The following is a 14,718-nucleotide window of genomic DNA, read 5'->3' as shown; positions in this document are numbered from 1 at the left end:
ACCCCTTACTAAGGGGGGATTAAGGGGGGTCTATTCGACTTATGCAAGAGGTCTATTCTCGTCTACTTACTTAGTTAATTACCGACTTAAAATATTAATACGATGATTATTCGGCAACTGACCGCATTCCTCTTGGCACTGACTCTACTCGGCTTTCCCTTGCCAGCTTTCGCCACCGACTATCCTCCTCCCCGGTCCTATAGCAATGCCGAATTAACAGGCGAGGATTTCTCTGGGCAAAATTTAGGGACGGCTGAGTTCTCTAACGCCAATCTGGAACTGAGTAACTTTACTGGGGCGAATTTGCGAGGAACCGTTTTTAGCGCCTCAGTAATGACGCAGGCAAACTTACAGGGGGTGGATTTAACCTACGGGATGGCAGACCAGGTAGATTTTACCGGGGCAAACTTGAGTGATGCTATCCTGACAAACACGATTATGCTCGGCTCCACGTTTCAGGATGTAAACATCACAGGAGCTGACTTTAGTGATGCCATTCTAGATGGCGTACAGGTTAAAACACTCTGTGCCAAGGCAGATGGGATAAACTCACAAACAGGTATTTCAACCCGCGAGTCTTTGGGCTGCCGATAATATCAACTATCTAAATGCTTGCTACAGACACTTTTCTTACTTCCCTGGTTAAGATGAATCTGTAGCCTCTCAAAAGCCAAATGGTATAAGTTTTTGATTCATCCCATTAATCGGTCGGCTCTACTGGGATGAATAGCCACAGAATTAGTGGGATAAGGCCCATCGAAGGGAATTTCTGAATAAAGATTTTTGGGACTGACAATTTTGTATCCCAAACCTGAAAGAAACTCATAAATGGATGGGATAAAAGCAGTATGAATCGTTTCAAAATAGAGGATTGGTTGATACTTCTCCAAAACAGACTTGCTGCCTAGCAGCACATCATATTCCATTCCTTCTACATCGATTTTAATTACATCTATCTTGTCTAGTTTCTCAAGAGATACCCATTCATCTAAGGAAAGTATATCTACCGCAATGCCTGGTTCTCTGTTAATAAAGCCATTGCCTCTATTACTTCTATCTTCGCTATATAAGCCCTGAAACTTATCTTTTCCTAGACCATAAGGTACGATCGTTACAACTTCTTCTAGTTGAGGATTCAAATCTAAATTACTTTGTAGCCGAGAACGAATTGATGGGCCGGGTTCAAAAGCGTAGATTTTTCCTTCACCGATCAAACTTGCCGCTACAAGGGTGAGTGTCCCGCAGTTAGCACCAACATCAAGAAATACATCCCCTTTTTTTATAACTTTTTTCAAAAAATTGCTGGTAGCAACATCATAAACACCAGCTAGCCAAACTGAAGCTTCTATTGGATAAATAGTATTTACATTAAATTTAAAACCACAATAATCAGCAACTTGATAAGTTTGACCTTTGGGGAGAAATTTTACAAATTTACCTCCTCCTTTACCCGTTAAATAACAGAGTGGTCTAAATATTCCTTGTAATAACTTGCTATAAGTCCTTGCCAAAAATCTATATACTATTAATTCCACTACTATGTAACTCCAGCAGAAGCAATATGATTATTTTTTAAACTTTAAGAAAGGCTAGACAAGTATAGCAAATTGTATTAACTGAGGTGAAAGTAAACTATGTCAAAAGCTACTCCTGCAAATACGTTATTAAATCAATCGCTGCCAATTACCGAGCCTGCCGAGCCATCGGACAATAAGAGACGAATTGGTGTAATTGGTGGCGGACAATTGGCGGGGATGATGGCAGAGGAAGCCCCGTCATTGGGGGTAGAGTTGGTGGTGCAGACACCAAAACCCACTGACCCTGCTGTGGCAGTTGCCTCTGAAACTATCTTTGCCCCTATTGATGACGCAGCGGCTACTGCCCAGCTAGCGAATCGCTGCGAGGTGATTACGTTTGAGAACGAATTTATCAACTTGGAGGCTTTACGCCCTCTAGAACAGCAAGGTGTTTGTTTTCGTCCGCGTTTAGAAGCGTTGGCTCCTTTGTTAGATAAATACGAGCAGCGTTGCTATTTAGAAGATATCGGCTTACCCACTCTCAGTTTCATCGCCTTAGATGGGGAGGTTGGGAAGGATGGCTCCTCCTTTCAGGAAGCCATAAAGGCGACAACTCTCAATCAACTTGATTTTCCCCTGGTCTTGAAGGCACGTCGTCATGGGTATGACGGGCGAGGGACGTTCATTGTTGAAAATGACGAGGCGCTACAAGATATCTGGAAGAAACTAGACTATCAACCAGTGCTGCTGGAAGAATTTATCCCCTTTGAGCGCGAACTGGCAGTGATGGCGGCGCGTTCTAGCTCTGGGGAGGTGGTTGTTTATCCGGTGGTGGAAACGCAGCAGGAAAACCAGGTGTGTCGGCGGGTAATTGTACCAGCAGATGTTAGCCCGTCGGTGGTAGCGGAGATTGAGGCGATCGCCCGTAAGCTCCTCAATCAGTTACAAGTGGTGGGTATCTTCGGTATTGAGCTATTTCTCACCCGCAGCGGTAAGGTTTTAATCAACGAAATTGCTCCTCGCACTCACAACTCTGGACACTACACTCTTGATGCCTGCGAAACCTCCCAGTTTGAGCAACAATTGCGAGCTGTGGCAGGTTTCCCCTTGGGGAGTCCGGCAATGCGCTGTGGCGGTGCGGTGATGGTGAACCTGCTGGGATTTGAACATGCCCAGGACGACTACTTGCCGCGCCGACAGCAGCTACAGATTGCCCCTAAAACCTATGTCCATTGGTACGGAAAAACCGCATCCTATCCGGGTCGTAAGTTAGGTCATGTGACGGTGCTTTTGGAGACAGCCAGCTCATCCCAGGCGCAGGCGATCGCCCAAAAGATAGAATCTATTTGGTACGGCTGAGAACACCTGCCCAATCCTCTAGAAAAATTATTACAATGAAAAAGGTTCTACTGCGGCGTTGGTGACTGCCAATATTGTTTTTTGATCTATGTCTGTTTGAAAATGGGAACCAAATGGTTTCGTGGCAGTAAACCGGGCTTGTACCCGGAAACTTAAAACGAAAACGATCGGTACCCACCTGGTTAATCCCAGGTCATAAACTGAGGTAAGACGGCGTTGCGGGGAATCTTAAAGCATAAAAGCCCTTTGGTCTTGTAAGACTGAGGGGTTTTTAATATTTGTGGTGAAACAAATGCCAAATCAGCGCTGGGGCGACTGCGGCTTCAATGGCATAGTAATTATCGCGGCTGTAGCAACTGGGAAGCCGATCTAAGGTTATCTGTACTCCAATTTTGTGGCGCGATCGCATTCATCTTTACAACTCTCTAAGCTGTTTCTGCTTTCGGCAAGCTAGTCTCTAGCTTTAGGCAGTTACGACCATTCACCTGCAAGCGATACTCGACTCGATCCATCAGGCGGTTCATAATTAGCCAACCATAACCGCTCTCTTGCTTATCATGGGGGTTTGGCGGTAGGTAGGTAGAAAGATCAAATCCCTTACCGTAGTCCCAAATTTCCAGGGCAATATCTTGATTCTTCAGTTCCAGGCGAATCAACACCGGGATATTCGGTTGGTCGCGATGGGCGTGGCGTACCACATTGGAATAGGCTTCTACTAGTGCCAGACGTAAACGATTGGACTGACGCGACCAATCAACCGAGTCACCTATCTCAGCTTCCAAACTGCCTAGCAGCCATCCTTCTACAATGGTCAAAAACTTTAAGTCACTTGGAACGTGCAACTCTGTCTTCATTGACTACAAAACCTCCAGTGAGAGAATAGTTTGATCATCTTCCTGAACATTGTTGGTGTGTTCGCGAATGCAAGCCAACAAGTGATTGAGGTCAAAAGGGCTTGGCTCTTGCCGCAGAAGTTGCCAAAGACCCGACTGATTTAGCATTGAGCCAGGATTGATGCTGTCGCCAGTAGCGGTAGAAATTACGGTGTTAACCGTTGCCTCCGTAATGCCATCACTTGTTAGCAACAAGACTTCTCCAGGTTCTAAACTAAGCTGTCCTGCTTTGGCTTTCCACACGGGCAAAATCCCGATAGGAACCCCACGTACCTTAAGATAGTTCGGTTCAATATTAGCTAACTCATTTGCCATAGCCTGTTTTTGCACAACCTGACTATGAGACCACACCATCGGGTAGATGTGTCCCGCATTTGCATAAACTAACTGCTGCGATGTGGGAGTGTAACGTGCCAGAACTATCGTAATAAAGCAGTTGGCACCCACCAGATCGTCGAACATGATGCTATTGAGATTTTGCATCGCGACCTCTGGTTCTGGAGAGGTCTCCTGAGCCAGCTCTCGGCGCAAGACAGAAATGGCACTTGCCATAAATAACGCGGCGGGAACCCCCTTACCGGAAACATCGCCCACGGCAATCCAGATATCACCCTGAGGATGGACAAAGACTTCAAAGAAATCGCCGCCCACTTCACGAGCGGGGTAACAGTGAGCTTGCAGTCCCACCGACTCGACAGCGGGCCAACTTTGGCGTAGCAGGTTGTTTTGGATTTGCCGTGCCACTTCTAACTCAGCCCGCATTTGCTGCGCTTGTAACTGAGTGCGCTGGTAGAGTTTTGCCTGGGAGAGGGCTAACGCCGCCTGCTCGGCAACTAGCTCCAAAAGGTGTACATCGGAGCTAGTCCAGGAACGCTGACCCTCTATTTGGTAAAGCGCCAAAATCGCTAGGAGCTGTTGTTGGCAAAGGAGAGGCACCACTAACTGCACCAGAGTATTGCCTTGGGTATCGACTCTAGCTGATTGGGTCTGACGGGTCTCCAAGGCTTGTTGCACTAATACTTCCGCGTCGAGGAGTTGTAGCGCGTCTGTCTGGTTCCCTATCTGATAAGAGAAAGATTCGTTTAGGAGTTGTAGTCCCTCTACTGGTCGCAAAACACAACTGGCGGCTTCAAATGCCTGACCAATAGTTGTGACAACCGTTTGCAGCATACTGCTGTAATCGAGAGACTCACGAATCGCTGTTGTCACCGCATTGAACAGTTCTTCTCTTTTGAGGGCGCGACGGAGTTCGTTCGTTCTTTGTTTAAGGACTAGATAGGTTTCAGAGGCTTGTTGGACAACGGCTTTGAGGTTTTCCGGGTTCCAGGGCTTAGTGATATATTTAAAAACTTTGCCGGAGTTGATCGCTTCGACCAAATCTTCAACATCGGTGTAGCCAGTTAGTAAGATGCGGATGGTTTCTGGAAAGCGTTCCACCGTCTTACTCAAAAATTCTGTCCCATTCATGACGGGCATCCGCTGGTCAGAGATGATGATCGCCATCTCCCCTTCTGTGTCTAACAGCTTCAAGGCATTGACTGCCCCGTCGGCTTTAAAAACTAGGAAATCACGGCGAAAGGTTCTGTACAGCAAATCTAAGTTGTCAGGCTCGTCATCAACTACCATCAGTTTTAGTTTGGTGCGCTCTGCCTGACTCATGAAATCACTCCGGTTCGATTCCTAGTAAAGGACGACAGCTTGAGAGTCATCCAAGTAGTGTAGCTGACCAGCATACACTGTTAACAGGCATCCCATCTAAGTACACTTTTATTTAAGTAGAGGTTGACCTGATGCTGGAGTCATCCAACTACTATCATCTAATAATCTGCTATTCAACCAAAACTATCCTAAATCAGGTAGTTCCTAACAAGCTAGAGAATTTTCACTAAAAAGCCAGCGAAAACATCTTTCCCCTGGCGTTTTAGTTGAGTTGAGGGCGAAGGGAGATTGGGGCAAAAATATTCACCTCCTCTCCCCAGCCCAGGTAGAAACGTTGAACAAACTAGCCAATTAAGCCAGAACGAAGGGCGCGAACGGCGGCTTGGGTACGATCATCAGCACACAGCTTGTTTAAGATGTTGCGGACGTGGGTTTTAACCGTACCCACTGTGATGTAGAGCTTTTCTGCGATCGCCGCGTTGCTACAGCCTTCAACAATTAACTGTAAAACCTCCAATTCCCGTTCTGTTAGGGGATAGGCTTCGATGAGTTGACTGTATTCCGGTTCTGCCGCGCTAATTGTCACGGTTTTTACCACCGCCGCATCAGCACCCGCGCTAGTAGTTCTTGCCTGCTTCATCACAACCCGCGCGATCGCCGGATCGATCCAGCCATTCCCTTCGTGGGTGACTTGGATGGCTTCGAGCAACTTATCAAAACTAATATTCTTCATGCAGTAGGAGTCTGCCCCCGCCGCAAATGCCGCTAGTACTGCCTCTTCGTTATCTTGTAGCGTCAACACCAAAATTTTGGTATCGGCTTCTTCTGAGGCGGCTTGGGCTTCTTTAAATCGTCTTGTTAGTTCGATACCATCTATGTCCGGAAGTCCGATATCTACAATGCCGACATCGGGGCTGGACGTTTCTAGTAAATCTAAACCTTCTGTGCCATTAGCCGCTTCACCTACGAATTCGATCTCACTTCGCTGTTGTAGCGCCGTGCGGATTCCAACTCGAGTCAGGTCATGGTCTTCAATCAGAGCAACGCGAATCTTACTCATCGTCAACGTCCAGGGAATACAGTTTTTTGTGCAACAGTTTCAAACCAGAATTTTATGAAATTTTGGCAAAAAATGAGGGATGTCTCCCCATTGATAGGGGTAGGGATTTCTGTACTTCCAGTAAATTCAAGGTAACACCATCTTTCAAAACCCTTTTAGTAATAGCTTAATCTAAAGCTCGGACACAGACATCCTCGCATCAGAGGTGTGTCTGGTGCTCGGGCATGATTTAGAACGCATGATGGATAGATGCTCTGACTCAAACCAAACTACGGCTGGCTTCAATAGTGAATCCTCAAAGAAGATCCAGCACCTCAAACAACGCCTCTATACCAGTGAAGCACGCGCTCATTGTTTGTTAGCAACTCTCCCCCAAATTGTTTGGGTAGCAACCGCCCAGGGAAAAGTTACCAATCTTAGCAAACGCTGGTATGAGTATACGGGTTTAACGGCTACACAATCCGTGGGTTGGCGATTTCTTCAAGCCTTCCATCCCGAAGATCGCGATCGCGTTGTGCGCTACTGGGAGGAGATATCCTATCCTCCTCAACATTATCAAATCCAGTGCCGAATCCAGGATGCCGATGGCAACTACTGCTGGTTTGAAGGACAGGGGACGCCTATATGTAGTCCTGACGGTGAGGTTTTAGAGTGGATCGGCACCTACAGCCTGATTGAATCTAGTACCCAGGTCGCCGAAACCTACGAGCAAAAGCCCCCAGCCGCCCGTTTGGATTCTCCAGAAAGTGACACGCTCCAACGTTCCCAAGAGTTAACCGAACCATCCCAGCTTTCTCTTCTAGAACAGGAACTTCCCCAGGCGATTATTTGGGAAGCGGAGGCAACAAATCGGCAATTTACCTTTGTCAGTCACAATGCCGAACGAATTTTGGGCTATCCCATCGAGCGCTGGCTTGAGGAGCCTGATTTTTTGGCAAAGGTAATTCACCCCGACGATCGCCAGTGGGTGCTGGAGCAGTGGCGTCAGGAAGCCCAGAACAACCGCGATGGCGAGATTAAATACCGCTGCTTGAGTGCGGATAACCGCGTTGTCTGGTTCCGCGATCGCGATTTTGTTGTTGAGGATCAGCAAAGGCACTTACGCAAGCGGCGCGGCTTGATGATTGACATTACCGCAACTCAGCAAGAGTCGGGTCAGCCTGATAGCTACGGCTACACCGCCGCCTTAACTCAATTGGGAAAACAAGCCATCGATAACACCAATGTCTCGGTGTTGATGCACAGCAGCGTCAGGCTCGTCAGCGAAATGATTGGGGTGGAGTGCTGCCATATTTTCGAGTGGCAACCTGAGGAAAAAAGACTCCAGCAGAGTGCCAGTGTGGGCGAGCAACAACCGACCCCAGCACTGGAAAGCTTGGCAGTGGATGCCCAGTCTTTAATGGGTTGTACTATGCGATCGCCTCAGCCAGTAATTATGGATGACGTTCACCCGGCGACTCACTTCCACGACGCCAGCTCACTCAAAAACCAAGGCTGGGTTAGCGGTGTCAGTGTGGTAATTGGCACCGCTTTAGGTCAGGAGCCTCCGCCTCAATCTCCTACCGACGAGGGCAAGGCTTCTTGCTTTGGCGTACTCGCCGCCTACAGCCACAAGCATCGTTGCTTCATTTCGAGGGATGTGGAATTTCTCCAAGCGGTGGCGAATCTGCTTGCCCTAGCAATCCGTTCCCAGCGTGCCTTTGATGCTTTGGGCAATCGCGACTATCAACTGAGTTATATGAGGACGAGTTTAGCTAATCGCAATTCGGAACTTGACCACTTTACCTATGTCGCGTCCCATGACTTAAAAGCACCCCTGCGGGCGATCGCGAATCTATCTCAGTGGATTGAAGAAGATATTTCCGAGCAACTAGAAGCTGAGAACCTCTACCAAATGCAGTTGATGCGCGGGCGAGTCTATCGCCTTGATGCGCTGATTGATGGGCTATTGCAGTATTCCCGCGCCGGACGGAGCAAAACTCCACCCGAACAGGTGGCTGTGGAAAAATTACTAGAGCAGGTGATTCTTGCTCTCGATCCACCAACGGAATTTACAATTAAGCTCGACTCAATGCTGCCCACCCTGGTGACAGAGCGGTTGCTGCTACAACAAGTTTTTACACACCTGCTGAGTAACGCCATCAGACATCATCCTCGGCAAGACGGAACGGTAGTGGTTCGCGCTCAAGACTTGGGAGACTGCTACGAGTTTGCCGTCGCTGATGATGGTGCAGGCATCGCGCCTTGCTTCCATCAGAAGATTTTTGTCATTTTTCAAACTCTGCAAGCGAGGGATACTACTGAAAATACTGGCGTCGGTTTAGCGATCGCCAAAAAAATCGTTGAAGGTAAAGGAGGTACTATCCGATTAGAATCTCAAGAAGGTCAGGGAGCAACGTTCTACTTTACATGGCCCAAGCTATGTTAAAAGCGCACTGATCCGGCTGGACAATTTTCCCTGTAGGAAGATTGTTGATGTGATTGACTAATTAGTCGAGCGCTTAACACTTTTCGTGCCGCAGCCAGGGTCAAATAGTAGCGTTACAGCGCGATGCCTCAGGAGAATTGCCAATGGCAGTCTACACAAATCAATCTGCACGCCCTATCTGGTCAGAACTTGCCGTCCGCCGACGGGGGGTTCTAATTATTGCCATCCCCATTACTTGTTTAATTATTCCCTTGGTAGGTTTTGGCTTGCTGCAACGCAGTACGCTTCAGACTCAGGCGTATATCAAACAGACGCAATCGGTGCGGTTTGAAGCTAATACCTTGCTCGCAGAATTGACGAAAGCTCAATCGAGTATTCGCGCTTACGGCTTAACAAAGCGCCCTGAGGATTTAGAACTCTACCAAGAGTCAGCCACGAAGCTTCTGGAAATAACGGATAAGCTCGATGCCTTGGTAGAAGACGATCCCGAACAATTAGAGCGTATTCGCCAAATTCAACAACTGACTGAACAACAGCTCTTGATCCTAGACAAAAATTTGGCACAGTATCGCTTAATAACACCAGGAGCAGCGGCAACTGTTGAACTAAACCCTTCCAGTCGGGAACTCTCCGACACTCTGCGATCGCAAATTGAGCAATTCTCTACCGAAACAAGGCAGCAATTGGACATTCGCCGCGAAACCCTAGAGTATCAGCAGGGTATTACTACCCTTGTGCTGGCTGCTAGTGCGGTGATTGGGATTTTAGGGTCTTTGGCGGCGCTGTATTTGTTTGACCGCCTCGACCAAGAACTTTCCCGGAGAGCTGGATATCTTCGGGAAAGTCATCTCCGCACTCAAGCTGTTTTAGATAATGTGGTCGATGGCATTCTCACCTTAGATCGACGAGGTTATATCGAGTCGGCGAATGCTGCTGCTGAACGAATTTTTGGCTATGAGAGTGCAGAATTTCAGAGCAAGCATCTCCAGCGGTTAATGGCAGAGCGGATCACCGAAGATAGCGGTGAAGCGATGAGCAATCTTGTCGGAAGCGATCGCCACAAGTTACGACGGCAACAAGCTACTCTAGGTCGTCATAAAGATGGTCATATCTTCCCGATGGAGTTTGCCATTAGCGAAATGCGTTTAGATAACGAGCGTCTCTTCATTGCCATTTTGCGTGATATTACGGAGCGGGAAGAGTCAGAAGCCGCACTCCGCAAAAGTGAAGAATTGTATCGAACGCTTGCTAAAAACTTCCCGAATGGCGCAGTTTTTTTATTTGACCATAATTTGCGTTACACGATTGCGGAAGGGATGGGGCTGACGGCGCTAGGCTTAGAAAGCGAGGCGATCGCCAAAAAGACACTTTGGGAAACCTTCCCTCCTGAAACGTCTGCCATCCTAGAGCCAACTTATCGCGATGCCTTAGCCGGAAAGACGACGGTAACGGAAGTTCCTTTAGGCGAGCAGATCTACCGTTTACACGTCTTACCTGTGAAAAATGAGCGCCGGAAAGTCTTTGCGGGGATGATGATGACTCAAGACATCACCTCCATTAAGCGCAATGAGGAAGCTTTGCGGCAACGAGCCGACGAGCGGGCAAGGATGGCGGCGATACTGGCGCAAACCACCTCAATTCTGGAAAACCGCAATACAGAGCTGGATCAGTTTGCGTATATTGTCTCCCACGACCTCAAGGCACCTTTACGGGCGATCGCTAATCTGTCAGGGTGGATTGAGGAAGACATTGGGGCACACCTTACCGAAGACACCAAGCATCAAATGGATTTGCTGCGGGGTCGAGTTCACCGGATGGAATCAATGATTGATGCACTATTGCAATATTCCCGTGTTGGGCGTCTGAAAACAGACACAGTACCTGTCGATGTGGAGCAGTTAGTAACTGAGATTATTGATTATTTGGCACCACCACCGGAAGTTACTGTCAAAGTGATGCCGGGAATGCCAACACTGATGACCGAACGTTTACCCCTAGAGCAAGTATTTTCTAATCTAATTAGCAATGCGGTTAAACACAACGACAAACCCAATGGAGAAATTGCGATCGCTGCCACTGATTTAGGCGATCGCTACGAGTTTTCTGTTGCAGATAATGGCCCCGGCATTGCCCCGGAATATCATGAAAAAGTTTTCGTGATGTTCCAGACTTTAGTTCCCCGCGATCGCGTTGAAAATACGGGGGTTGGCTTGGCGATCGTCAAGAAAATTGTTGAAGATAAAAGAGGAACAATTTATCTAGAATCTCAACTCGGTCAGGGTACAACATTTCGGTTTACTTGGCCCGCAGATGTTAAGGAAAGGAGCGAATAATTATGAGCGGTAAACTCGTAAATTTATTGCTAGTTGATGATGATGAAGTTGATGTGATGACCGTTAAACGGGCATTCAAAAAAAACAGTATGAATAATCCGCTTTTTGTTGCCTCAAACGGCTTAGAAGCATTAGATGTTCTACGAGGTAAAAGTCTACCCTTAATGCTTGCAGAAGCACGCCGGATTGTTTTACTCGATCTGAATATGCCGAAGATGGGCGGCATCGAGTTTCTGCGGGAGTTGCGCTCTGATCCTGAGCTGCGAGCTACCCCTGTGATTGTATTAACCACTTCCAATGAGGATAAAGATAAAGTTGAAGCCTACAATTTCAATGTGGCAGGGTATATCATTAAACCTGTTACCTTTACCAAATTTGTAGAAGCCCTAGCCACCTTTAATAAGTACTGGGCTTTGAGCGAAATGCCTTAGAGAATCACTGATACTGTTTTAAAAAGTCACTGTTATATTTCCTCAGGAGATAAAAATCTCTACTTTAAACAAATCAATCCTAAAAGGAAGCAAATTCATCCTAAATCGCGATGATTTGCTCGCTTAGTCAGTAATCCCCGAAGTCAGAGCAAAAAGGTGTGATTTTGGATGTCTACTATAAACCCTTTAGCTGGTGACGATCGGTCAATAGCTAACTATGAAAGAAATTATAAAAATCTTAGTTGTAGAGGATGATGAAGTCGATCGCATGGCAGTCCGCCGAGCCTTGCAAGCCGGTGGCGTTGCCATCGAAATGGCGATCGCCGAAGACTGCAAAAGTGCTCTAAAGCAGCTTAGTGACGACATCACCTCCCCCGACTCCCCAGACTTTGACTGTATTTTTTTAGACTATCGTCTGCCAGATGGTGATGGGCTGAAGCTCGTTCGAGATGTTCGCGATGCGGGGATATCAATCCCCATGATTGTTTTGACGGGTCAGGGCGATGAGCAAATTGCCGTTGAACTGATGAAAGCAGGCGCGTCCGACTATCTGCCAAAAGCCAAAATCTCATCGGAAAATCTCTCCCGTAGCCTCCGCAATGCGGTTCGCATCTACCGAGCTGAACGAGAAGCGGCTCTGGCACAAACCCGGCTGAGGGAAAGCGAAGAACGCTATCGCCTAGTGCTAGAGGGTTCAAACGACGGCATTTGGGACTGGGATCTAATTACTCACGAAATTTATTGCAACGATCGCCTATTTGAAATTGCGGGTTTATTACCCACGGAAATCAAAGCCAGTTATGAGTTATTTTGCCAGTTGCTGCACCCAGAAGACCGTATGAAAGTCAGTCAGGCGGTGACAGCTCACCTGCAACACAACGATGAACTCGATGTAGAATTTCGGCTGTTAAATACGTCCGGTGAATACCGCTACTGTATTGCCCGTGGGAAAGCCCAGCGCGATGCTAGAGGCAAGCCCTTGCGGATGTCTGGGCTGATTAACGATATTACTGAACGCAAGCGTGCCGAAGCTTCTTTGCGCTTTTTAGTAGAAGCGAGTTCCTTGCTTTCCGCTTCCCTGGATTACGAAAAAACCCTTGCTAGTCTCGCTCAACTAGCGGTGCCGTTCATGGCGGATCTGTGTGTGGTCGATATTGTCGAAAATGGGGTGGTGCGTCGAGTGGGAGTTGCCCATGCTGACCCCAAACGTCGGGAGCAGGTGCAGCAACTACGCGATCGCTTCGCTCCTGAGCTTAACAGTTCCCACCCCGCCATGGAAGTAGTGCGGACAGGCGTGGCGTCTTTGGTACCGGAGGTGAATGAGCAAGAGTTGGCAGCGATTATCCAAAATGCGGAACACCTGCAAATTATCCAGGACATGGACTTCAAATCCTATACAATCGTGCCGCTATTGGTACGGGGGCGGACGTTGGGGGCGATTTCCTTTGTCTCCACGCAAACAGAGCGTCGCTATGGCCCTGCGGATGTGGCGTTGGCAGAGGAATTGGCGCGTCGAGCCGCGTTGTCGATTGAAAATGGGCAGCTTTACCGCGAAGCACAAGAAGCCAGTGAAAATTTGCGTCAAGCGATTTTGATTTTGGGAGAGCAGCAGCAGCAACTGCGAACCCTACAGCAGCTCACCAATTTACTCAACCAACGCTTGACAAATTTACCGGGACTGTTACGGGAAATGGTTAAGGCAGTTTGTGATGCGATTCCCGGTGCCAACTTTTGCTTCATCATGTTGCAAAATCCCCAATGTAATAGCTTGATTTTGACGGTGACGGCAGGTATTGATACAGAAAATCTACGCCTAGAAGATACCTTCGATCCTGGGAATGGTTTACTGACTCAAGTATTTGCCACGGGGGAACCTCAGTTGATCCAACTGCAGACCTACCAGAGCCAAGATGGTGACGATCCATTACCCGCTGCGATTTATGCGGTGGCGATCGAGTCGGTGCAAGGGCGTTTGGGAGTGTTGGCGATCGGGAATTGGGATAATCCGGCGGCGTTTGATGAGGAAGACCGACATTTGCTGAATGCTGTCGGCGAACAGGCGGCGATCGCTATTGATAACGCCCGGATGATCAAAGCCTTGGAAGAACAGGAAGAACGCCTGGAATTCCAAAACGAAATGCTGGCAGACCAAAACCAGGAACTGGAAAAACAGCGGCAACAACTGCAAGTCCAAAACCTGCAACTCCTAGAAGCCGCACGGCTAAAGTCTCAGTTTCTTTCCACCATGTCTCACGAATTGCGTACCCCGATGAATGCCATTATTGGCTTTTCTCAGTTGCTTTTGCGTCAACGCCAAACTCAGTTTTCGTCTCAGCAAGTCGATATGATGAAGCGCATTCTCAGCAATGGCAAGCATCTGCTGACGCTGATTAATGAAATTCTTGACCTGAGCAAAATTGAAGCCGGACGCCTGGATTTGCAGGTAGAAGAACTGGACTTGCGGAAGTTGGTGGGGTCAACCATTGAGGAACTCCGCTCTTTAGCCGATGAGAAGCGTTTAGTCTTAAACTTCCTGAGTGAATTGCAAAATTCTTATGCAATCAACGATGGCGTGCGCCTGCGCCAGATTCTGGCTAATTTGATCTCTAATGCGATCAAGTTTACTGCCCAGGGCAGTGTTGAGGTAAGTATCCGCGAAGTGTCTCCCGATCGTTTAGCGATCGCGGTTAAAGATACAGGAATTGGCATATCTCAAAAGGAACTCAAGCATATTTTTGAGGAATTCCGGCAAGTCGATCAAAGCCTGACGAAAAAATATCCGGGTACAGGTTTGGGGCTGGCAATTACTAAGTCCTTAGTGCAGTTAATGCAGGGAACAATTTCTGTAGAGAGCGAACCCGGTAATGGTTCTACGTTCTGCATTGAATTACCTCGTCAGGTACAAGGCTTTCCTCCCCTTGGCAATAACACCGCCAACGTTACCAATCAGCCAAGTGCAGAGAACGCCAGTACCCAACTTCGACCGCAGCCTTCTAAAAATTCTCACTCCGGAAGGCAGTTGTATTAGTTATCCATTG

General features: G+C 47.8%; 11 protein-coding genes and 1 other RNA gene. 7 read left to right on the top strand and 5 right to left on the bottom strand.

Translation table 11 applies throughout. The annotated features are described in order from the left end of the window. Positions 1-102: 102 nt before the first annotated feature. Positions 103-594 carry a pentapeptide repeat-containing protein gene (locus tag AC5JR3_RS14785; protein WP_495847278.1) on the top strand — a complete coding sequence of 164 codons (492 nt, stop codon included), beginning with the start codon at positions 103-105 and terminating at the stop codon, positions 592-594. A 98-nt stretch (positions 595-692) separates the two neighbouring features. Here AC5JR3_RS14785 and AC5JR3_RS14780 read toward each other — a convergent pair whose 3' ends face one another. Next, positions 693-1,511 carry an FkbM family methyltransferase gene (locus AC5JR3_RS14780; RefSeq protein ID WP_495847276.1) on the bottom strand — a complete coding sequence of 273 codons (819 nt, stop codon included), beginning with the start codon at positions 1,509-1,511 and terminating at the stop codon, positions 693-695. Positions 1,512-1,754: 243 nt separating this feature from the next. On the opposite strand from AC5JR3_RS14780, the gene AC5JR3_RS14775 reads away from it, so the two are divergent. Continuing rightward, positions 1,755-2,876, top strand: coding sequence for a 5-(carboxyamino)imidazole ribonucleotide synthase (locus AC5JR3_RS14775; protein WP_495847282.1), 1,122 nt, complete (start codon positions 1,755-1,757; stop codon positions 2,874-2,876). Positions 2,877-2,920: 44 nt separating this feature from the next. Beyond that, positions 2,921-3,105, top strand: a non-coding RNA gene (ssrS, locus tag AC5JR3_RS14770) — 6S RNA. 42 nt (positions 3,106-3,147) lie between these two features. On the opposite strand, the gene AC5JR3_RS14765 is transcribed toward ssrS, so the two are convergent. From AC5JR3_RS14765 to AC5JR3_RS14750, 4 genes are all read right to left on the bottom strand, one after another. Next, the gene (locus tag AC5JR3_RS14765; protein ID WP_495847274.1) at positions 3,148-3,285 is read right to left on the bottom strand and encodes a hypothetical protein; all 138 of its coding nucleotides are present in this window, start codon (positions 3,283-3,285) and stop codon (positions 3,148-3,150) included. Between the two features lie 16 nt (positions 3,286-3,301). Then, on the bottom strand, positions 3,302-3,730 hold the full coding sequence (locus AC5JR3_RS14760; RefSeq protein WP_495847272.1) for an ATP-binding protein: 429 nt from the start codon (positions 3,728-3,730) through the stop codon (positions 3,302-3,304). Positions 3,731-3,733: 3 nt separating this feature from the next. Then, a complete protein-coding gene (locus AC5JR3_RS14755) occupies positions 3,734-5,428 on the bottom strand; it encodes a SpoIIE family protein phosphatase (RefSeq protein WP_495847270.1) in 1,695 nt (564 codons plus the stop codon). Between the two features lie 343 nt (positions 5,429-5,771). Further along, positions 5,772-6,488: a response regulator gene (locus AC5JR3_RS14750; protein WP_495847268.1), complete on the bottom strand. Its 717-nt coding sequence runs from the start codon at positions 6,486-6,488 to the stop codon at positions 5,772-5,774. A gap of 238 nt (positions 6,489-6,726) precedes the next feature. On the opposite strand from AC5JR3_RS14750, the gene AC5JR3_RS14745 reads away from it, so the two are divergent. The 4 genes from AC5JR3_RS14745 to AC5JR3_RS14730 all read left to right on the top strand — a co-directional run bounded on the left by AC5JR3_RS14745 (position 6,727) and on the right by AC5JR3_RS14730 (position 14,708). Next, positions 6,727-8,916: a PAS domain-containing protein gene (locus tag AC5JR3_RS14745; RefSeq protein WP_495847266.1), complete on the top strand. Its 2,190-nt coding sequence runs from the start codon at positions 6,727-6,729 to the stop codon at positions 8,914-8,916. Between the two features lie 143 nt (positions 8,917-9,059). Next, a complete protein-coding gene (locus tag AC5JR3_RS14740; protein WP_495847264.1) occupies positions 9,060-11,249 on the top strand; it encodes a sensor histidine kinase in 2,190 nt (729 codons plus the stop codon). A 2-nt stretch (positions 11,250-11,251) separates the two neighbouring features. Then, entirely contained in the window at positions 11,252-11,680 is a 429-nt protein-coding gene (locus AC5JR3_RS14735; RefSeq protein WP_495847262.1) for a response regulator, read from the top strand. A 217-nt stretch (positions 11,681-11,897) separates the two neighbouring features. Further along, positions 11,898-14,708 (top strand): ATP-binding protein, encoded by a 2,811-nt coding sequence (locus tag AC5JR3_RS14730; protein ID WP_495847260.1) that lies wholly within the window; start codon positions 11,898-11,900, stop codon positions 14,706-14,708. The last annotated feature ends 10 nt before the right edge of the window (positions 14,709-14,718 follow it).

This window comes from Kastovskya adunca (assembly GCF_059505785.1).
Note: the sequence above shows the minus strand (reverse complement) of the source record. Positions and strands in the feature narration are given on the sequence as shown.